General features: G+C 64.6%; 16 protein-coding genes. 13 read left to right on the top strand and 3 right to left on the bottom strand.

From position 1 onward, the window contains the following. The first annotated feature begins 239 nt into the window (after positions 1-239). Both L6639_RS16520 and L6639_RS16515 read left to right on the top strand, forming a co-directional pair. Positions 240-683: a hypothetical protein gene (locus tag L6639_RS16520; RefSeq protein WP_237862784.1), complete on the top strand. Its 444-nt coding sequence runs from the start codon at positions 240-242 to the stop codon at positions 681-683. Between the two features lie 262 nt (positions 684-945). Continuing rightward, positions 946-3,267, top strand: coding sequence for a molybdopterin guanine dinucleotide-containing S/N-oxide reductase (locus L6639_RS16515; protein ID WP_237862782.1), 2,322 nt, complete (start codon positions 946-948; stop codon positions 3,265-3,267). A 30-nt stretch (positions 3,268-3,297) separates the two neighbouring features. On the opposite strand, the gene L6639_RS16510 is transcribed toward L6639_RS16515, so the two are convergent. Further along, positions 3,298-3,873 (bottom strand): TetR/AcrR family transcriptional regulator, encoded by a 576-nt coding sequence (locus tag L6639_RS16510; RefSeq protein WP_237862780.1) that lies wholly within the window; start codon positions 3,871-3,873, stop codon positions 3,298-3,300. A gap of 147 nt (positions 3,874-4,020) precedes the next feature. Here L6639_RS16510 and L6639_RS16505 point away from each other — a divergent pair, with 147 nt between their 5' ends. The 10 genes from L6639_RS16505 to L6639_RS16460 all read left to right on the top strand — a co-directional run bounded on the left by L6639_RS16505 (position 4,021) and on the right by L6639_RS16460 (position 14,616). Further along, positions 4,021-5,463, top strand: coding sequence for an MATE family efflux transporter (locus L6639_RS16505; RefSeq protein ID WP_237862779.1), 1,443 nt, complete (start codon positions 4,021-4,023; stop codon positions 5,461-5,463). Between the two features lie 163 nt (positions 5,464-5,626). Beyond that, positions 5,627-6,421 (top strand): MetQ/NlpA family ABC transporter substrate-binding protein, encoded by a 795-nt coding sequence (locus tag L6639_RS16500; RefSeq protein ID WP_237862778.1) that lies wholly within the window; start codon positions 5,627-5,629, stop codon positions 6,419-6,421. Between the two features lie 126 nt (positions 6,422-6,547). After that, positions 6,548-7,582: a putative FMN-dependent luciferase-like monooxygenase gene (locus L6639_RS16495; protein WP_237862777.1), complete on the top strand. Its 1,035-nt coding sequence runs from the start codon at positions 6,548-6,550 to the stop codon at positions 7,580-7,582. Between the two features lie 31 nt (positions 7,583-7,613). Beyond that, a complete protein-coding gene (locus L6639_RS16490) occupies positions 7,614-8,213 on the top strand; it encodes a CMD domain protein (protein ID WP_237862776.1) in 600 nt (199 codons plus the stop codon). Positions 8,214-8,228: 15 nt separating this feature from the next. Beyond that, positions 8,229-8,807, top strand: coding sequence for an alkylhydroperoxidase domain protein (locus L6639_RS16485; protein ID WP_237862775.1), 579 nt, complete (start codon positions 8,229-8,231; stop codon positions 8,805-8,807). A gap of 61 nt (positions 8,808-8,868) precedes the next feature. Next, the gene (locus tag L6639_RS16480; protein WP_237862774.1) at positions 8,869-10,023 is read left to right on the top strand and encodes an ABC transporter substrate-binding protein; all 1,155 of its coding nucleotides are present in this window, start codon (positions 8,869-8,871) and stop codon (positions 10,021-10,023) included. A 53-nt stretch (positions 10,024-10,076) separates the two neighbouring features. Next, a complete protein-coding gene (locus tag L6639_RS16475; RefSeq protein WP_237862773.1) occupies positions 10,077-11,900 on the top strand; it encodes an ABC transporter permease in 1,824 nt (607 codons plus the stop codon). Continuing rightward, a complete protein-coding gene (locus L6639_RS16470; RefSeq protein ID WP_237862771.1) occupies positions 11,900-12,748 on the top strand; it encodes an ABC transporter ATP-binding protein in 849 nt (282 codons plus the stop codon). Before L6639_RS16475 ends, L6639_RS16470 begins: the two co-directional genes overlap by 1 nt. Continuing rightward, complete coding sequence (locus L6639_RS16465; RefSeq protein ID WP_237862770.1) at positions 12,745-13,485, top strand: ABC transporter ATP-binding protein; 741 nt, start codon at positions 12,745-12,747, stop codon at positions 13,483-13,485. Before L6639_RS16470 ends, L6639_RS16465 begins: the two co-directional genes overlap by 4 nt. Before the next feature lie 150 nt (positions 13,486-13,635). Next, positions 13,636-14,616 carry a HoxN/HupN/NixA family nickel/cobalt transporter gene (locus L6639_RS16460; protein WP_377818816.1) on the top strand — a complete coding sequence of 327 codons (981 nt, stop codon included), beginning with the start codon at positions 13,636-13,638 and terminating at the stop codon, positions 14,614-14,616. A gap of 5 nt (positions 14,617-14,621) precedes the next feature. Here the strand turns inward: L6639_RS16460 and L6639_RS16455 are convergent, their stop codons facing one another. Continuing rightward, on the bottom strand, positions 14,622-16,133 hold the full coding sequence (locus L6639_RS16455; protein WP_237862768.1) for a helicase HerA domain-containing protein: 1,512 nt from the start codon (positions 16,131-16,133) through the stop codon (positions 14,622-14,624). A gap of 358 nt (positions 16,134-16,491) precedes the next feature. Between L6639_RS16455 and L6639_RS16450 the strand changes: the two genes are divergently transcribed. Further along, a complete protein-coding gene (locus tag L6639_RS16450) occupies positions 16,492-17,556 on the top strand; it encodes a ketopantoate reductase family protein (RefSeq protein ID WP_237862767.1) in 1,065 nt (354 codons plus the stop codon). 806 nt (positions 17,557-18,362) lie between these two features. Here the strand turns inward: L6639_RS16450 and L6639_RS16445 are convergent. After that, positions 18,363-18,998: a MarR family winged helix-turn-helix transcriptional regulator gene (locus tag L6639_RS16445; protein ID WP_237862766.1), complete on the bottom strand. Its 636-nt coding sequence runs from the start codon at positions 18,996-18,998 to the stop codon at positions 18,363-18,365. Positions 18,999-19,679: the final 681 nt, after the last annotated feature.

Below are 19,679 nucleotides of genomic sequence, written 5' to 3'. Positions count from 1 at the left end.
GCCGGCGTGAAAGATCTGTTGCCCGGAATTCATGATAACCCCTTGATTGCAAGCGCTCTCGCTTCTGGCATGCGCATTGCACGCAGAACGTGCGTTCGCAGTGACAGTGGAGTTTTGGAATGAGCGTTAGCGGCACGAGCAGTATCGTCGGTGGAAGCGCGGCGAGTTCGTCGTCATCCGCCAGCCCGTCGAAATCGACCGACGGTTCGCAAGGGGACGTCTCGACTTTCGCCTCGCTGATGAACGACGGGACGCCATATGATGAAGTGAAGGTCAACCTACCGAACGGCATATCGGTCGGCCTCGTCCATTTCGGCGGCGGCGGCCTGGATAGTAGCGCGCTCAAATCCATCGAAGATTTCGTGCAACATTTCGCCGACCGGCAGGTATCGGGAAGTTCGTCCTCCGCGACCGCCCAAAGACAGAATGACGACACGCCCGATACCGTGGGCTTCGACAAGATCCATGTCGATCTCCCGAATGGATATTCGTTCGAGGTCGTTCACTCCTCCGGCAATCAGGCATCGGACAGCGCCAGCGTGATGAAAGAGCTCACCGAGGCGGCCGAGGAGCTCACCGAATCCTTCGCGCAATATTCACCGACATCCTCGGCTGCGTCCGCTTACGCCGCGCAGCAGGCGGCGTCGTCCGGTCGGACGAGCCATGTTGACGCGCAGAGTTGAGGCTCTCCGCACTCTCAACGCCGATATTGGGGCTGCGAGCCAAAGTTCCTGACGTCACCCCAGCGACACGGCTTCGCCGTTGCGCGGGGATGACGGATTTAGATGGAACGTGCCGCACGTCGTCGTGCGATCCGTGGGATGCGGCCATGCGCGCGGTTCCGCGCATCGGTATTCCGTTGCCCTGCACGCGCGGGCCTCATTATATTGGCGAACGATGCAACCGGAGCTGCCTGCGCGGCGCTCCGCGATTGAGGGCCACGCGATGGACGATACGATCGGCTTCCCCGACCCCGGCCTCGATTTGTCGGATGGATTCAAGCCGCACACCTCGCATTGGGGCGTGTTTTCGGCGCGCAACGGCAAAGCCGGGCTCGAGGTCAGACCCTATGGCGGCGATCCCGATCCGAATGGCATCATCGACAATTTCCCCGGCGCTCTTCGCCATCAGGCCCGTATTGCGCAGCCCGCTATCCGCAAGGGCTGGCTCGAACGCGGGCCCGGTCCCGATGACAGGCGGGGCCGCGACGAATTCGTTTCCGTCAGCTGGGAAAAGGCGCTGGATCTGCTCGGCGATGAGCTGGCGCGCATCCGCGACACGCGCGGCCCCGGCGCCGTGTTCGGCGGTTCTTACGGCTGGTCGAGCGCCGGACGTTTGCATCATGCGCAGAGCCAGGTCCACCGTTTCCTCAACATCGCGATGGGCGGCTATGTCCGCTCGGTGAATTCCTATTCGTCGGGCGCCTCTTCCGTGCTGTTGCCGCAGATCATGGCGGGCTACGAGGACATCACCAAACGCAACGTCACCTGGGAGCAGATTGCTGAAGAGACCGAGATCGTGCTCGCATTCGGCGGCATGGCGCTGAAGAATTCGATGGTGGCCGGCGGCTCGATCAGCAAGCATGTCGAACGCGGTGCAATGCAAGCGGCGCGCAAGCGCGGCTGCGAGTTCATCCTGATGAGCCCCCTGCGGGAGGATTTGCCTGTCGAGGCCGGCGCCGAATGGATGACCTGCATCCCCGGCACTGATACCGCGCTGATGCTCGGCATGGTCCACACGCTGGTCAGCGAAGGCCTACACGATCAGGCCTTCCTCGACCGCTACACGGAAGGGTGGCCGGTGTTTTTGCGTTACCTCACCGGCGAAAGCGATGGTCAGCCAAAGCATGCCGAATGGGCCGCCGCGATCTGCGGTGTCGATGCCGACGCGATCCGCGTGCTGGCGCGCCGGCTTGCCGGCAAGCGCGCGCTGATCACCGTCTCGCACTCGCTCCAGCGCGCCGAGCATGGCGAGCAGCCGGTCTGGATGGGCATGGTGCTGGCGGCAGCGCTGGGCCAGATCGGCCTTCCCGGTGGCGGCTACGCCTATTCGCTTGGCGCAATCGGCTATTACGGCCGCCGCGTCAACGACGTGCCCGGGCCGACGCTGGGGCAGGGCCGCAATGGTGTCAGGGATTTCATCCCGGTGGCGCGCATCGCCGACATGCTGCTCAGTCCCGGCAACACCTATCGCTACAATGGCGAGACGCGCACCTATCCGGACATTCGCCTGGTCTATTGGGCCGGCGGCAATCCGTTCCATCACCACCAGGATATCAACCGCCTGCGCAAGGCCTTTGCGAAACTCGACACGCTGGTCGTGCACGAGCTCGCCTGGACCGCGACCGCGCGCCATGCCGACATCGTGCTGCCGTCGACTATGACGCTTGAGCGCGAGGACATCGGCTACTCCAGCAACGATCCCCTGATGGTCGCGATGCACCGCATCGCCGAGCCGTTTGGGCTCGCGCGCGACGACTACGAGATCTTCGCCGATCTGGCCGATCGCCTCGGCGCCCGTGAGCCCTTCACGGAGGGACGCAGCTCGCGGCAATGGCTGGAGCATCTCTACGAGCCGACCCGCGCCTCGCTCGCCAAGCGCGGCCTGGAGGCTCCGAGCTTCGAGGAATTCTGGAAGCGCGGCAGCCTGGTGGTGCCGCAGCAGCCCGACGATGGTGGCCGCTTGCGCAGTTTCCGCGAGGACCCGGTCGCGCATCCGCTGCCGACGCCGAGCGGACGCATCGAAATCTATTCCGCGAAGATCGCCGGCCATGGCGATGCGGATTGTCCGGGCCATCCGGTGTGGCTCGAGAAGACCGATATGCCCAAACCTGGGGCGCCGTGCTTCCTCGTCGCTAACCAGCCGGTAACGCGGCTGCACAGTCAGCTTGATTTCGGCGGACATTCGCTTGGCGCCAAGCATCGCGGCCGCGAAGTCGCGCGGATGAATCCTCGGGATGCTGACGCGCGTGGCATCAAGAACGGCGACATCATTCGCCTGTTCAATGAGCGCGGCGCGTGCCTGGCCGCGGTGCATGTCACTGACGACATCGCGCCCGGTGTCGTGCAATTGCCGACCGGCGCGTGGTACGACCCGATGGACCCCGAGGACGACGCGCCGCTTTGTGTTCACGGCAATCCCAACGTGCTCACCCGCGACATCGGCACCTCGTCCTTCGCGCAGGGCTGCACCGGCCAGCTCACCACGGTGGAGGTGGAGAAATTCACCGGCAACCTGCCGCCGATCCGGGCGTTTGATCCGGTGTAGCCACACATGGCAGCCGAACGTGCGAGCGCGTCAGCGCGCGTTCGCGATCGTCACCGCGGCGTCCACCGCATTCTCCAGGATCTCATCGGACAACTGCTTGTCGTTGACCGCGCGCGCCAATTGCAGTGCGCCGACCATGGTCGAATAGATCGTGATCGCCTTGCGCCGTCGCTCGTCTGCGGTGCCTTGCCTGATCTGCTCCGCCATCAGCCCGACGATGTCGGAGACCTTGCCGGTGAAGGCATCGCGTGTTGCCTTGGGATGCCGCGCGATCTCGGCGACCAGCGCGGCAGTCGGGCAGCCGCTGTCGGCGCGATCGCGGTGACGCGCTGAGAGATAGTCGCGGATCACGGTTTCGACCGCGATGCCACTCTCGAGATTGGCCTTGTGGCGCTCCTCGCGCCGGGTGAGCACGTCCACGAGCACCTCCCGCACCAAATCCTCCTTGGATGCGAAGTGGGTGTAGAAGGCGCCGTTGGTGAGACCGGCCTCCGACATGATGCCGGCGAGGCCGACCGCGGCGATTCCGCTCTCGCGGAACTGGGCGGAGGCGACATCGAGGATGTGCCGGCGGGTTTCGTCCTTGTGTCCTTTTTCGTAGCGCATGGCCTCAACTCCCTCCCGATGCCCGGCCTGAAATCCATGGCCACGACATCGTGAGCGATTAGCTATTGCATTACGATCACAATAACACATTATAATCATAATTCAATAGCTGCCGCGGCAGCCTCGGAACGGAACAGGACCTCAGGAATGTCAGTCGAGGACGTCGCCGCATCGTCAATGCCGACCATGGAGGTCCCGGCGCGTAGCGCGGCAGCGCCTCGCCCGGCAGTGACGTCCGCGGACCCGCGGCGCGCCGCGCTTCTGACCGCGCCGATCCTGCCGACGCTGATCAAGCTCGCGGCACCGACGGTGACGGTGTTGGTGGCGCAGACGGCGGTGAACATCGCCGAAGCCTATTATGTCGGCTATCTCGGCACCGATGCGCTGGCGGGCGCCGCGCTGGTGTTTCCGATCTTCATGCTGATGACCATGATGTCGAATGGCGGGTTCGGCTCCGGCGTAGCCTCGTCGGTGGCACGCGCGGTTGGCGCCGGGCGCCGCGACGATGCCGATGCGGCGCTGTTCCACGCCATCTTGCTTGCGATCATTGCGGGAGGGCTGTTCACGCTTGGGGTGCACTTCGGCGGTCCGGCGCTGTTCCGAACGCTCGGCGGCCGAGACGGCGCACTCGATGCGGCCGTCACCTATTCCAGCTATCTGTTCGCCGGCGCCATTCCGGTGTGGATCGTGAACCTCCAGGCCGCCGCGCTGCGCGGCTCCGGCAACGTCAAGGTGCCTGCGCTGGTGACGCTGATCGGCGCGATCGTGACCATTCCCGTCTCGCCTTTGCTGATCTTCGGCTTCGGACCCGTCCCAAGCCTCGGCATCGGCGGCGCCGGCATTGCCTTCGGTCTCTATTACGGTGCGGCGATGCTGTTCCTGTTGCGTTACATGTCCTCGGGCGCATCCGGCCTGCGGCTGCACATCGCGCCGTTGCGTGCAAAGATCTTTGGCGACATGCTCAAGGTCGGCATCCCCACCGCGTTCAATGCCGTGCTGACCAACCTCACCGTCATCCTCGTCACCGGTGCGGTCGGCCTGTTCGGCACCTCCGCGCTTGCCGGCTACGGCATCGCCTCGCGGCTCGACTACATCATGATTCCGCTGCTGTTCGGCATCAGCACGGCGACGCTGACCATGGTCGGCGTCAATATGGGCGCGGGCCAGACCGCGCGCGCGCAACGGATCGGCTGGGTCAGCGGCGCCGCCGGCATGATCATGATCGGCTCGATAGGGCTACTGGTGGCGATCTTTCCGACCGCCTGGCTGCATCTGTTCAGCCACGACACAGGCGTCGTGAGCGAAGGCATGACTTACCTGCGCATCGTGGCGCCGGCCTATGCCGCGCTGGGTTTTGGTTTCGTGACCTCCTTCGCGGTCCAGGGCACGGGCCGCGCGCTGGGCCCGCTCGCCGGCTCCATCGCGCGCATCCTGATTGCGGCTGGTGGCGGCTGGATCGCTGTCGCAAGCTTCGGGGCAGGAATGACCGGGCTTGCCACCATGGTCACGGTATCGCTCGCGGCCTACGCTGCGATCTGCGTATGGATCATGCTGTCACCGTCGACCTGGCGCGCCGAACCGCGCGCCTAGGAAGGGCTTGCGCGCGGCTCGCCCCTGCCTCAATTTGCGTTCATTTCCCATTTCGCGGCGAACGGAGAAGCGTTGCCCGCCGCCGGTGCCAAATATGAATTTCCATTTCATTGATTTCGTCCGGCGGAGAAGCGAATACGGTTCCAATTGTTGTCGCTGAGTCATGGAGACCAAGATGTCGTTTCGCCCCGCCCTGATCCTCGCAACCGTGCTCGCCGCCTGGTCGGCAGCAAGCTCAGCCGAGACCATCAAGATCGGCGTGACGCCGGGTCCGCATGCGCAGATTCTGGAGGCCGTGAAGCCGATCGCCGCCAAGCAGGGGCTCGTCATCCAGCTGATCGAGTTCTCCGACTATGTGGTGCCGAACGCCGCGCTCGATGCCGGTGAGATCCAGGCCAATTCCTTCCAGAACCAGCCTTACCTGGACAACCAGAAGGCCGATCGCGGCTACAAGATCGAGTCCGTCGCGCTGACCGTCAACTTCCCCATCGGCGTCTACTCCAAGAAGCACAAGGCTTTCGCCGACATTCCTGAAGGCGGCAAGGTCTCGATCCCCAACGATCCGACCAATGGCGGCCGCGTCCTGCTGCTGCTGCGCGACAAGGGCGTGATCAAGCTTAAGGACGGTGTCGGCTTCAAGCCGACCGTACTCGACATTACCGAGAATCCCAAGAAGCTGAAATTCATCGAGGTCGACGCTGCTCAGGCCCCGCGCGCGCTCGACGACGTCGACGCCGCCGCGATCAACACCAACTATGCAACCCAGGCGGGCCTCGATCCCGTCAAGGATCCGATCCTGCGCGAGGACCCCAAGGGACCCTACGTGAACCTGATCGCGGTGCGCAGCGCCGACAAGGACAAGCCCTGGGTCAAGACCCTGGTCGACAGCTACCACACACCCGAGATCAAGGAGTTCGTCCTCACCAAGTTCAAGGGCGCGGTGCTGCCGAGCTGGTAGGCAGCCTGCCTAGCCAAAGTTCTGCGTGGGGTACCGATCCCGGCGGGCAGCCTTGCACATTGCCCGCTTGTTTCCTGCTCCAGCAACCGACATCATCGGGACCCATTCTCGCCCGACAGGGGTCGTATGAAACGCTTTGCAAACCTGAAACGCCTCGGATTCTTCACGCGCCTGCTTGATGAGGCCCCGCCGGCCGAGCGCTATCGCAATGCCGCCGAGCAGATCGTGCGTGCCGAGAAGGCCGGTCTCGATTCCGCGTGGATCGCGCAGCACCATTTTCACGAGCGTGAGGGCGGCCTGCCGTCGCCCTTCGCCTTCCTCGGCTATGTCGCAGCCCAGACCTCGCGCATCCGCCTTGGCACCGGCATCGTCACTCTGCCGCTGGAGAGCGCGGTGCGGGTGGCGGAGGACGCAGCTGTCCTCGATCTACTCTGCAACGGCCGCTTCCAGCTCGGGGTCGGCACCGGTGGTAACCCATCGGCGTTCGCTGCCTTCGGCCTCGATGGCACTCAGCGCAACGAGATTTTTGCGCGCAATCTGGAGGTGGTCCGCAAGGCACTGACCGGCAAGCCGCTCGACGGTGGCGACACGCTCTACCCGCAGCGGCCGCAACTGGACAAGCGCATCTGGCAGGCGACTTTCTCGGTGGCGGGCGGCGCCCGCGCCGGCAAGGCCGGCGACGGCCTCTTGCTCTCGCGTACCCAGCCGCGGACCAAGGATGCGCCAAACGCTACCCTCGCCGAGATCCAGAATCCGATCATCGACGCCTATCTCGAAGCGCTGCCATCAGGGGCCGAGCCGCGCATCATGGCCTCGCGCAGCGTCTTTGTCGCGGACGATCATCGCGAAGCGATGCGGCTTGCCGATATCGGGCTACGCCGGGCGCTCCCGCAATTCATGAAGAGCGGTCACCTTCCCCCGGGCGAGACACTGGAGGAGATGATCACGGCGTTCGACACCCATGTCGGCGGCGCTAGCGAGGTGATCGCCTCGCTGCGCACGGACGCCACGCTGGAGCGGATCACCGACCTCGTCTTCCAGGTCCATTCCGTCGATGCGCCGCACCCCCAGGTGCTGCGCTCGATCGAGCTGGTCGCGGAGAAGGTTGCGCCGGCGCTGGGCTGGACCAGGACAGCGCCCGAAGTGGCCTTGGCCGGCTAGTCGGATTTGATGGATTGCATGAGGCTTTATGATGAGTACGCCTGACATCATCGACACGCTTGTCGGAATCGAGCCGGGATCGGCGCTGGACGCCATTCGCGGAAAGCGCATGCAAGCGCGCGAAAACGCGCAGAAGAGCTATCTTTCGCTGTTCGAACCGATCGATGCCGGCGATTTTTCGTTGCTCGAACGCGCCGCGGTCGCGGCCTTCGTGACCGGACTCCATGGCGAGTCTCCCGTTGCCAGCTTCTATCGCGACAAGCTTGCCGCGACCGCCGGCGGCGCGGCTCTGGTTAAGGCGATCGACGCCGAGATTGCACGCGGCAAGACCTCCGGCCCCTATGGCTCGTTTCCGGCGGGACCGCTCTCGATCGAGAACACGGCAGGCCTGATTTATCGCGTGGACGCCGCGAGCAAGTCCGCCCTCAGCCCCCGGCTGGTCGCGGCACTCGAGCATGCGCATTTGCTCGTGTTCCGGCCGCGCGATGCGGCATCCAGCGACATGAAGGCGTTGCTCGCCGCCGGCTGGTCGACCACCGGCATCGTCACCTTCTCCCAACTCGTCGCGTTCCTGTCGTTCCAGGTGCGGGTCGTCAGCGGCTTGCGCACGCTTGCCGCCGCGAACGCATAAGAGGAGGCCGCCATCATGAGCGCCACCGTCAATCCGCCCGTCGTCTTTACCCAGGATGAGCTCGGCTGGGTCTCCTGGATCGAGCCATTGCCGGAGGCCGAGCTCACCGAACGGCATTTCAACGGCTTGGTCGACCGCGCCCGCGCCAAGTCGGAATATTTCCGCCTGCTGGTGCGCGATCCCGAGGTGCTGGAAGCCCGCACCAAGACCGACAAGGACATCTTCTACAACGTCGCCGACGGCCTGCCGCGCGCCGAGCGCGAGCTCGCGGCGGCCGCGACCTCGCGCTACAACGGCTGCATCTATTGCGCCTCGGTGCATGCGCGCTTCGCCAGCACCTATTCCAAGCGCCGCGAGGACGTGCAGAAGCTGCTCGATGAAGGCGTCAAGGCCGATCTCGGCGAACGCTGGAACGCCGTGGTGAAGGCGTCGGTGGCGCTGGCCGCGACGCCGATCGCGTTTGGCCCTGACAACATCAAGGAGCTGCGCAGTGCGGGCCTTGACGATGCCGAGATCGTCGACGTCATCAACGGCGCCTCGTTCTTCAACTGGGCGAACCGGCTCATGCTGTCGCTGGGCGAGCCCTCGAAATAGGCAATTTCACCGGCACAAGACTTGCTGCTTGTTTTCAACACCTGAGTGGATGGAGCCGTGCATGAGCAACATCAATCGCCGAACCCTGGTCAAGGGCTCACTGGCCGCCATGATGGCGGGCGCAGTCTCCTCCCGCAGCGCCTTCGCCGACATCGATCCGATCATGCTCGGCGTCAGCGGTCCGCTGACCGGGCCGAACGCGCAATATGGCACGCAATGGAAGCAGGGCTTTGATCTCGCGCTCGACGAGATCACGGCCGCCGGCGGCATCAATGGCCGCAAGCTTGCCTATCAGTTCGAGGACAGCCAGAGCGATCCACGACAATCGGTCGCGATCGCCCAGAAATTCGTGTCCGATCCCAAGATCGTCCTGGAGCTCGGCGACTTTTCCAGCCCCGCCTCGATGGCAGCCTCGCCGATCTATCAGCGCGGCGGCCTGGTGCAGTTCGGCTTTACCAATTCGCATCCCGACTTCACCAAGGGCGGCGACTTCATGTGGAGCACGTCGGTCAGCCAGGCCGACGAGCAGCCGCTGTTGGCGCGCTATGCGGTGAAGAGCCTCGGCCTGAAGAAGCTCGCGGTACTGCATCTCAACACCGATTGGGGCCGCACCAGCCGCGACTACTTCAACAACGCCGCCAAGGAATATGGCGCGGAGATCGTCGTCACCGAAGGCTATATCGCCGAAGAGCGCGACTTCCGGTCCACGCTGGTGCGCGTGCGTGATGCCAATCCCGATGGCCTGGTCCTGATCTCCTATTACTCCGACGGTGCGCTGATCGCGCGCCAGGCGCGGCAGGTCGGGCTCAAGCAGGTGATCTGCGCCGCGAGCTCGGTCTATTCGCCTAAGTTTATCGAGCTTGGCGGTGATGCCGTTGAGGACGTCCATGTCGGCACGCGCTACTTCCCGGAAGATCCGCGGCCCGAGGTGCAGAAGTTCATCGCCGGCTTCAAGAAGAAGTACAATGGTCTCGAGCCCGATGCCTTCAACGCCTACGCCTATGACGCCATGAACATGGCCGCGGCCGTGCTGAAGATCGGCGGCACCGATCGCAAGGCGATCCGCGATGCCTTCGCCAAGGTGAAGGACGTCCCGAGCGTGATCTTCGGCACCGCGACGTTCGACGTCGCCACCCGGCGCGTCAAGGGCGCGATGAATGCCGAGCTCGTCGTACGCAAGGGCCAGTTCGCGCTTTGGGACGGCAAGCCGACCTGATCTCTTGGCCGGAGCTCCTGCTCCGGCCTTTCTCCCTTCATTAGGAACCCTGCGTGTCTTCCTGGCTCGACTACACCATCAACGGGCTGATCGTCGGTAACGTCTACGCCCTGGTTGCGGTCGGGCTCGCGCTGATCTTCGGCGTCAGCCGGCTGATCAACTTCGCGCAGGGCTCGATCTACCTCGTCGGCGCCTATATCGGCTGGGTCGCGGTGGTGCAGCTGCACACGCCGCTGCCGCTCACGATCATTGTCGTCGCGGTGGTGGCCGCGGTCGTCGGGCTGATCATCGAGCGGTTCGGCCTTCGGCCCCTTCAGAACTCGGTGCGCATCGCGCCGCTGCTGGCGACCATCGGCATCAGCTTCGTGCTCGATCAGCTGGTCATGCTGACCTTCTCGCCCAATCCGCGCGCGCTGCCGAGCCAGTTGCCGGATGTGCGATTTCAGGTTGGCGGCGGAACCATCGGGCCGCTGGATCTGCTGATCGCCGGCGTCGGGATCTCCAGCGCGCTGCTGCTGTTCGTGTTCCTGCGCTATACCAAGCTTGGCTGGGCGGTGCGCGCCGCCTCGCAGGACCGCGACGCCGCGATGCAGATGGGCGTCGATGTCAACCGCGTCAACCAGACGGTGTTCGGGATCGCAGCGGCGCTCGGTGGTGTCTCTGGCCTCTTGGTCGGCATGTATTACAACCAGATCGACACCGCGATGAGCCTGCAGGCGACGCTGAAGGGCGTCGTGGCTGAGGTGGTCGGCGGTGCCGGCAATGTGCCCGGCGCCGTGATCGGCAGCATGCTGCTTGGCCTTGTCGAGAGCTACGGCGTCGCCGTGTTCGGCACCAGCTATCGCAATCTGTTCGCCTTCCTGCTGTTGGTGGTCGTGCTGGTGCTGCGGCCGAACGGCCTGTTTGCCAGCGCCCGGCAGGCGCCGCCGGAGCCACTCACTGGCACCTTTATCGCGCCGAGCCGGCCAGTGCGTATTCCGCGCTGGGCCCTGGCTGTCGCAATCGTCGCATTGGCGATCCTGCCGCTGCTGCCGGTGTCGTTCTACATCCTCCAGACGCTGATCAACGCCTGGCTGCTCGGTATGCTCGCGCTCAGCCTGACGCTGGTGGCCGGCACGATCGGCCAGGTCTCGCTCGGACACGCCGCGCTGCTCGCGATCGGTGCCTATACGTCCGCGCTGCTGTCGCTGACATTGAACGTGCCTGTTGGCCTCGCCATCATGGCCGGCGGCCTGATGAGCGCCGCACTCGGCACGATCCTGATCTCGCCATCCTTTCGCCTGCGCGGGCATTACGTCTCGATCGCGACGCTCGCCATCGGCGAGATCGTGTCGCTGGTGATCCTGAACTGGGAAAGCGTCACGCGCGGGCCGATCGGCATTTCCGGCATCCCGCCGCTCTCGCTGTTCGGCTACGACCTGATCAGCCCGGCCTCGGTATATTGGTTCGCCTTCGCCGTGATGGTCGTGCTCGCGCTGCTTCAGGCGCGCCTGCTGGGCTCGCATCTCGGCCGCTGCTTTCGTGCCATCCGCGATGACGACATCGCCGCGCGCGCCTATGGCCTTAGCCTCAACCGTTACAAGTCGCTCGCCTTCATCTTCGGTGGCTTCGCAGCGGGCGTCAGTGGCGGCATCGCCGCGCATCTCTATTCCTACATCAATCACGAGACCTTCAACACGCAGCAATCGATCCTGGCGCTGACGGTCGTGATCCTCGGCGGCCTCGGCAACGTCGTCGGCGCGATTCTCGGCGCAGTGGCGCTGGTCGGCCTGCCCGAAATGTTCCGGATCGCGGCGGAGTACCGCATTCTGATCTACGGCATCGTGCTGCTCCTGCTCGTGCGATTCAGGCCGCAAGGCCTGTTGGGGACGATCTGATGGCGGAGGCGCTCGCACCGCTGTTGTCCCTGCGCGGGCTGACGCGCCGCTTCGGCGGCCTCACCGCCGTCGACGGCATCGATCTCGATCTCGCCAAGGGCGGGCTCGTCAGCATCATCGGCCCGAACGGCGCCGGCAAGACCACGCTGTTCAATCTGGTCACCGGGCTCGATCGGCCGGATGGGGGCACAGTCAGCTTCGAAGGGCAGGACATCACGGGCCTTTCGCCGGAGCGGCTCGCCGCGCAGGGCATCGCGCGCACGTTCCAGCTCGGCCGCGTCTTCGGCAATCTCAGTGTCATGGACAACGTCCTGATCGGCGCGCACACACGCTTGCGTGCCGTGAAGCCGGCCGTGCCTGTGATCGGCCCGCTGCTGGAGCTGGGCCTGGCGTTGCTGCGTCCTTCAAGCGTCAAGGCCGAGGAAGAGCGGCTGCGCGAAGACGTCAAAGCCATTCTCGCCCGCTTCGGTGAGCGGCTGCTGCCGCGGATCGACCAGCCGGCCTACAGCCTGTCCTATGCCAACCGCCGCCGCGTCGAGATCGCGCGCGCACTCGCGCTGAAGCCGCGTCTCTTGCTGCTCGACGAGCCGACCGCCGGCATGAACCCGAGCGAGACCGCGGAGATGCAGGCGCTCGTCGCCGAATTGAAAGCAGAAGGGCTGACCATTCTCCTGATCGAGCACAAGCTCGAGATGGTGATGCAGCTCTCCGATCGCGTCATCGTCATGGACGAGGGTAAGAAGATCGCGGAAGGGCCGGGCGAGCAGGTGCGTGGCGATCCCAAGGTGATCGAGGCCTATCTCGGCCACGGGCTGTCAGGAACAGCGGAGCAGGAGAGTGCGGCATGACCACGGGCGCACCCGAACCACTGCTGGCGTTGACTGATGTCAACACGTTCTATGGCCAGGCCCAGGTGCATTTCGACCTGTCCATCACCGTGGGCCGCGGCCACATCGTCTGCCTGCTCGGCGGCAACGCCAGCGGCAAGTCGACGACGATGAAGATCATTCTTGGCCTGGTGAAGCCACGCTCGGGCGAGGTGACGTTCGACGGTGCCTCGCTGATCAGCCTCACCACGCCGCAGATCGTCCGCCGTGGCATTGCCTCGGTGCCCGAGGCGCGGCGGCTGTTCGCCGACATGAGCGTCCGCGAGAACATCCTGATGGGCGCCTTCGTGCGCAGCGACCGCGACGCCGTGGCGCAGGATCTCGACAAGATGCTGACGCTGTTCCCGAAGCTTGGCCAGCGGCTGTCGCAGCGCGCGGGCTCGCTGTCAGGCGGCGAGCAGCAGATGGTGGCGATGGCGCGCGCGCTGATGAGCCGTCCGCGCCTGATCGTGATGGACGAGCCGACCATGGGCCTGTCGCCGCTCTATGTCGACCGCGTGCTCGAGCTGATCCGCACCATCAACCAGGACGGCGTCTCGATCTTCATGGTCGAGCAGAACGCCAGCCTTGCGCTCGAAATCGCGCATGAGGCTTATGTGCTCCAGACCGGCAAGATCGTGCTCTCGGGCCCGGCGCGCACGCTGAAGGATGACCCTCGCGTGCGCGACGCCTATCTCGGCGGCAGCGAAGCCGCGTAAGGCGGCTATGCGCGAATGCCGCCTCGGCGGTTCGGGTTTTGCGCTGGTCAGTGTGACAATTATCTGAAAAGATCATACCGTTGACGCAATGGGGCGCGCGGCGGAATGCGTGACGTGACGAGATGGTCTGTGCGGGCGGCTGAGCCCGGAATGGTGCTGCTGTTCGGCGGCCTCGTCGCCGCCAATGTCGCCGTATGGGCCTGGGCTTTCGCGGCGTTCGGCGAGCTGCCGGCGGTGATGGCGACTGCGCTGCTCGCCTGGGTGTTCGGCCTGCGCCACGCCGTCGATGCCGACCACATCGCCGCCATCGACAATGTCGTGCGCAAGCTGATGCAGGCGGGCGATGCGCCGCGCAGCGTCGGTCTCTATTTCGCGCTCGGTCACTCCACTGTGGTCGTGATCGCGACCATGCTGCTCGCGCTCGGCGTCGTCAGCCTTGGCGGTGGCAGCCTGTTGAAGGATATCGGCAGCCTGATCGGCACCTCGGTGTCGGCGCTGTTCCTGCTGGCGATCGCCGCGATCAACCTTGTCATCTTCGCCGGCCTGTGGCGAACCTTTCGCGCCGCGCGCGAGCAGGGCGTTCATGACGCCGCCGGGCTCGAGGCGCTGCTCGCGCATCGCGGCTTTCTCGCGCGCCTGCTCGGCCCGATGTTCCGCCTGGTGACGAAGCCATGGCACATGTTTCCGCTCGGATTGCTGTTCGGCCTCGGCTTCGACACCGCGACCGAGGTCGGGCTGCTCAGCATCTCCGCCACCGAAGCGGCACGTGGTGCCTCGCTCGCCGACATCCTGGTCTTCCCCGCACTGTTCGCGTCAGGCATGGCGCTGGTCGATACCGCCGACTCCGCGCTGATGGTCAGCGCCTATCGCTGGGCCTTCGTAGATCCCATGCGCAAGCTCTGGTACAACCTCACGATCACTGGCGCGTCCGTCGCGGTCGCGCTGTTGATCGGCGGCATCGAGGCGCTTGGCCTGATCGGCGACCGGCTTGGACTTAATGGTGGCGTGTGGGCGTTGGTCGATAGCCTGAACGAGTCGCTCGCCAATGTCGGTTTCGCGGTGATCGCGCTGTTCGTGATCGCCTGGCTCGTCTCGAGCCTACTTTATCGCCGTATGTTCGCGGCGGCGTGACGGCGTCAGGCCGACGCCGCGCTCGGCATTTGCTCGGCCGGCTGATCGTCGCCGTTGGGATCGCCAGGTGCGGTCGCCCAGGCCAATTCCACCAGTGTGACGATTCGGCGGCCGCCGCCGTCGAGCTGAACGACGATCAGGCCCTGCTCCTCCATATAGCCAAGCAGGCGCTGGGCCCGGCGCAGCGAATGCGAGCCATAGGCGCGGGCGATGGCGATGTCGCCGGGGCAGGGCCAGCCTTCCTTGGCCGCGCGCGCGAGCATCATGAACACGCCCTGCATGTCGTCGGGCAGGACCGAGGCGCGCAGCGTCACCTCCCGCCAGGAATCGTCTCCGGCAATGTCCGTGCCGAGGCCCGCGCGCGCATGCGTCAGCATGCGGCGGAATTCGGTAAGGTCAGGCACGGACGCGCCGAGGCCTTCGATGCGGCAGCGGACCACGAACTCCTGATAGAGCACGCCGATGGCGCGGAAGCCGGCATCGGGCGCGGCCAGCACCGCGCGCAACGTCCGGTCCACGCGCTCGCGCCGTTCGGCGAGCTCTGCGGCACTGACCGGCTCCTCGACCTCTTCAGTGCTGATTTCAGGCGCTGCCGCCTTGGCCGCACGAAGCTGCTCGAGCAGATCAGGCGCAGGCCGGCGCTGCGGCCGGCTGGCGTCCGGCGGCGGCGCAGCCAGGATCACGGCGCGCGCATCTTCCAGCGTTGCCTCCGGCATCGGCATCAGCCGCGGCGTCGAATTGCGCGGGGATGTTTCGGTTGGGCCGATATTCAGGCGCAAGGGGCGGCGCGACAGCGCCGGTCCCAGCGCCATGAACTGCCCGCGTTCGAGATCGCGAAAGGCTTCGGCCTGCCGCCGCTCCATGCCGAGCAGATCGGCGGCGCGCGCCATGTCGATGTCGAGGAAGGTGCGGCCCATCAAGAAGTTCGATGCCTCGGCCGCGACATTCTTGGCGAGCTTGGCCAGACGTTGCGTCGCAATGATGCCGGCAAGGCCGCGCTTACGGCCGCGGCACATCAGATTGGTCATGGCGCCCAGCGACAATTTTCGCGCTTCGTCCGACACCTCGCCGGCGACCGCCGGCGCGAACAGCTGCGCCTCGTCGACCACCACAAGCATCGGGTACCAATGGTCGCGCTCGACGTCGAACATGCCGCCAAGGAACGCAGCCGCGCGCCGCATCTGGTTCTCGGCGTCCAACCCCTCGAGATTGAGCACGGTGGACACGCGATGCAGCCGGGCGCGCTCGCCCGCCACCTGCAGGCCGCGCTCGGTGTGATCCTCGGCGTCGATCACGAGGTGGCCGAAGCGTTCGGCCAGCGTGACGAAATCGCCCTCGGGATCGATGATGGCCTGCTGCACCCAGGGCGCGCTCTGCTCCAAAAGGCGCCTGAGCAGATGCGACTTGCCGGAGCCGGAATTGCCCTGCACCAGGAGACGGGTCGCCAGCAATTCTTCGAGGTCCATGGCCGCCCCGGCTCCCGCCGTGGTCAGACCCATCTCGATCGCAACCGTCATGTCCCCGACTCAAGCCCCGTCATTCGCGGACAGCGGCTTATCAATCGAAGCGGGATGCGTCGAGCGAAACACGAGGGAACACGTCGCGTTGCCCACGGCGGAATTTCTGTTGGGATTTGAAAGCCGTAGAAGTGCGGGTTGGGATGACGGCGGGATCAGCGATGCATCCATATTTCGGGTAAATCGCATTTGGTGAAGTGAATCGGCCTGCCGGCGCTATCCGCACAGCGGAATATCGGGCGCTCCTTGTATGCATTATCCCAGTTGCCATCCCCGCCCAGTTTGCCTTAGATGCTGCAACGCACCCGCGGACAACGGCCGGGGCTCAAAAATCACACACATTTTCGAGGGGACGATCATGGCGCGCAACGTTCTGATTCTGGGAGCTTCCTACGGTTCCCTGCTGGGCACCAAGCTCTTGATGGCCGGGCATAACGTGACCCTGGTCTGCCGCGCCAAGACCGCGGAGCTGATCAACCGCGACGGCACCGAGGTGCGCATCAAGCTGCGCGACGAGGCGGTCCACCGCGCCATTTTCTCGCGCGACCTGCCCGGCAAGCTCGACGCCGTGACGCCGCAGAATGTGGACGTCTCCCGCTATGATCTCGTCGGCCTTGCAATGCAGGAGCCGCAATACACCAACCACACGGTTCGCATGCTCATGGTCAAGATCGCCGCGGCGAAGTTGCCGTGCCTGTCGATCATGAACATGCCGCCGCTACCTTATCTCAAGCGTATCCCGGCGCTGTCAGACATGGATCTCGAGGAAGCCTACACCAATGCGCAGGTGTGGGAGCGGTTCGAGCCGGAGCTGGTGACGCTGTGCTCGCCCGATCCGCAGGCTTTCCGTCCGCCGGAGGAAGCCGCGAACGTGCTGCATGTCGGCTTGCCCACCAACTTCAAGGCCTCGGTCTTTGCCGACGAGAAGCACAACAAGGTGCTGCGCGAACTCGAGGCCGACATCGACGCGGTGACGCTCGACGGCAAGGACGTGCCGGTCAAGCTGAAGGTGTTTGATTCCCTGTTCGTGCCGCTGGCCAAATGGTCGATGCTGCTCACCGGCAACTACCGCTGCATCACGCCGAACGAACCGCAGTCGATCCGCGACGCCGTGCACGGTGACCTCAAGCGCTCGCAGACGATCTATGACCATGTCGATGCCATCGCCCGCCGCCTCGGCGCCGATCCCGCGGACCAGGTGCCGTTTGCGAAATACGCCAAGGCCGCCGAAAGCCTGCTGAAGCCGTCATCGGCGGCGCGGGCGGTCGCGAGCGGCGCGCCCTTCATCGAGCGCGTCGACCTGCTGGTGAAGCTGATCTCGCACCAGCTCGGTGCGCCGAATGCCGAGATCGACCGCACGGTCGATACCGTCGACCAGAAGCTGAACGAGAAGATCGTGCAGGGCGGATCGGGCGCGCAGTAACGGCGCGCCTCGATCATCCGGGGGCGGGCGCCCCAACGGCAAAACACCCGCAAGGGCTGTCAATCCGCGTCGGTGAAAATATTTCGTTTTACCGAAATTCGGAAATGGCGTATGTGTCGCCCATCCCGGTTCACCTTGAGGGGCGATCGTACGTCGTCACGCTGCGCGAGCCGGGCTTGCGGTGGATGCGGCAGCGTCGGCACGAGATGGCGCGGGCAGGGTGGGTAGTCCCTGTGAGCCCGAAGCCGCGTGTGGACGAGCGGCGCTGTCAGTTCGTCGTGCCAACATGCTTTGCGGCGCGTGTGCACACTGCCGAAAGCCTCTGTGGCGCTGGCGAGCGCGCGTACGGCAAAACCGTGTGGTCTCGGCCGTCGTCGCTACGGTCAAGCCTGTCGCGGAGGTGTGGAGCGTCCAACCGGATCAACCACATCGCTAATTCGCGAGGCGAGGGAGGCCAGAAGGAATTCGGCTCCCGGGAGAGCACGGCATAAGCCGTCAAACCATCGCGCAGGGAAGGCCGTGTGTTGGGCTTCACCTGTATGCTGTTGTGCGGTCTTCTTGCGCTACATTTTTCGCGCAGCAGACCGCGCCGGCACCCGGTCTTCCCTGCGCCCTCTCGATTGAGAGGGTGGAGAGATCAAGCAAAGCTCGGGCAAACGCGCCGCGAGGCTGCGAAAGTGTGTCCGTGATTGGAGCTGCTTGCCGCAGGCGACGATATCGTAGGACGGGCAAAGCGGAAGCGTGCCTACTACAAGCATATGGTGGGCACGGCTTTGCGCCTTTGCCCACCCTCCCGCACTACAGCCTCACCCCTGGCTTGCCACGCGCGCGCGATCGAAATGATCTTCGATCTTGGGGCGGTCGCGGGTGCGCTCGAAGCTGGTGCACAGCAGCTCGGTCTCCTCGAGCGAGACCGGCGCACGATACAGCCGGCACATGAACTCGGCGGTGGTGCGGCCCTTGCCCGTGCCGGGGCTGCGCTCGGCCAGGAACATGCAATCGCGGCAGATGCTGGCGTCGAGCCGCTGATGGGCCGCATCGAGATGATTGAGAACCTCGCGGAGCGAGTCGCGGAGCCTTACGCATTCCTCGGTGCCGAGCGAATTGACCGCATTCAACACGTGATTGATCGGGTCATGCTGGTTCAGGCATTTCTCGCCCTGCGGCGTGACGTGCAGAACGACAGAGCGCTTGTCTTCCTGCGACGGCTTTCGCACCAGGAAGGATTTGCTCTCCAGCGTCTTCACGATCTGCGACGCGGTTGCTCTGGTCGCGCCAATGAACCCGGCAAGCGCGGACGGCGTGCGCGAGAAGCGATTGGCGCGGCCGAGAAAGCGCAGCGCCATCCACTCCCGATCGCGCAATCCGTGTTGATTACCTTCGAAGTACCAGGCTCTGGCCGCCTGAACCAGCAGCTCGACTGCTTCGCGTGCCAACGGCATAAATTCCTACCTTGCCCCGGGAATCGCGTGTGCGGCGCCCCGAAGCCGCTTTCCACCATGGAGCACGAATATCTTGCGCAAAGCCGGATGCTCAGCCGCGTCCGATGAGTGCCTCATGCCCAACACAAAGGCCTGGATGGCGAGGCTTTCGCCCCGGACTGATGAGCGTCGCAGGATGCTGCGCAAGAAACGGTGCCGCCGATGCCATGCCAACCGCAAGGTCGTCGTACGCAAGCCCGAGTTGCCGTCACTTCTGGACGATGGATCGGAATTGCTCAACCGAAGCCCCTGAGTTCAAGTCACACGCAGACGTTTCTTATGTTCCATCGAAACGATGAATGAGCTTCTCAACAAAATCAAGTAGAGAGAGTACTCGAGAACGAATGTCGTTGCAGACCAATGTAATGTTCAAGACAATCTCGCTCTCCGGGACACATGAAGTTGAACGCAATACGCAGTGAAACAAGCCAGATCACGTAGTTCTACGCGTGCCGGATTGCACGCATATTGCTGTCTGTCGTTGATGCAGTTGATCGAAGCTTGTGCAGGACAGGCGACGCGCAACACGAAAGTCATCCACAACTTCTGCGATCTGCTTCGGAAATCGCCAACGCAGCGTCAGGGGAATTTGCAGGGAATGCACGCGGCGGTTGTCGCGGGATTATGCCTGGAGCATCATCC

This window comes from Bradyrhizobium zhengyangense (genome assembly GCF_022012555.1).
Taxonomy (GTDB): domain Bacteria; phylum Pseudomonadota; class Alphaproteobacteria; order Rhizobiales; family Xanthobacteraceae; genus Bradyrhizobium; species Bradyrhizobium zhengyangense.
This window is presented reverse-complemented; position numbering and strand designations above follow the sequence as displayed.

What these genes read in the sequence shown, in the direction of transcription:
- L6639_RS16465 (WP_237862770.1), top strand. Translation starts at nt 12,745, where the DNA reads ATGACCACGGGCGCACCCGAACCACTGCTGGCGTTGACTGATGTCAAC.
- L6639_RS16450 (WP_237862767.1), top strand. Translation starts at nt 16,492, where the DNA reads ATGGCGCGCAACGTTCTGATTCTGGGAGCTTCCTACGGTTCCCTGCTG.
- L6639_RS16510 (WP_237862780.1), bottom strand. Translation starts at nt 3,873, where the DNA reads ATGCGCTACGAAAAAGGACACAAGGACGAAACCCGCCGGCACATCCTC.
- L6639_RS16460 (WP_377818816.1), top strand. Translation starts at nt 13,636, where the DNA reads ATGGTGCTGCTGTTCGGCGGCCTCGTCGCCGCCAATGTCGCCGTATGG.
- L6639_RS16470 (WP_237862771.1), top strand. Translation starts at nt 11,900, where the DNA reads ATGGCGGAGGCGCTCGCACCGCTGTTGTCCCTGCGCGGGCTGACGCGC.
- L6639_RS16520 (WP_237862784.1), top strand. Translation starts at nt 240, where the DNA reads ATGAACGACGGGACGCCATATGATGAAGTGAAGGTCAACCTACCGAAC.
- L6639_RS16445 (WP_237862766.1), bottom strand. Translation starts at nt 18,998, where the DNA reads ATGCCGTTGGCACGCGAAGCAGTCGAGCTGCTGGTTCAGGCGGCCAGA.
- L6639_RS16505 (WP_237862779.1), top strand. Translation starts at nt 4,021, where the DNA reads ATGTCAGTCGAGGACGTCGCCGCATCGTCAATGCCGACCATGGAGGTC.
- L6639_RS16455 (WP_237862768.1), bottom strand. Translation starts at nt 16,133, where the DNA reads ATGACGGTTGCGATCGAGATGGGTCTGACCACGGCGGGAGCCGGGGCG.
- L6639_RS16495 (WP_237862777.1), top strand. Translation starts at nt 6,548, where the DNA reads ATGAAACGCTTTGCAAACCTGAAACGCCTCGGATTCTTCACGCGCCTG.
- L6639_RS16490 (WP_237862776.1), top strand. Translation starts at nt 7,614, where the DNA reads ATGAGTACGCCTGACATCATCGACACGCTTGTCGGAATCGAGCCGGGA.
- L6639_RS16480 (WP_237862774.1), top strand. Translation starts at nt 8,869, where the DNA reads ATGAGCAACATCAATCGCCGAACCCTGGTCAAGGGCTCACTGGCCGCC.
- L6639_RS16500 (WP_237862778.1), top strand. Translation starts at nt 5,627, where the DNA reads ATGGAGACCAAGATGTCGTTTCGCCCCGCCCTGATCCTCGCAACCGTG.
- L6639_RS16515 (WP_237862782.1), top strand. Translation starts at nt 946, where the DNA reads ATGGACGATACGATCGGCTTCCCCGACCCCGGCCTCGATTTGTCGGAT.
- L6639_RS16485 (WP_237862775.1), top strand. Translation starts at nt 8,229, where the DNA reads ATGAGCGCCACCGTCAATCCGCCCGTCGTCTTTACCCAGGATGAGCTC.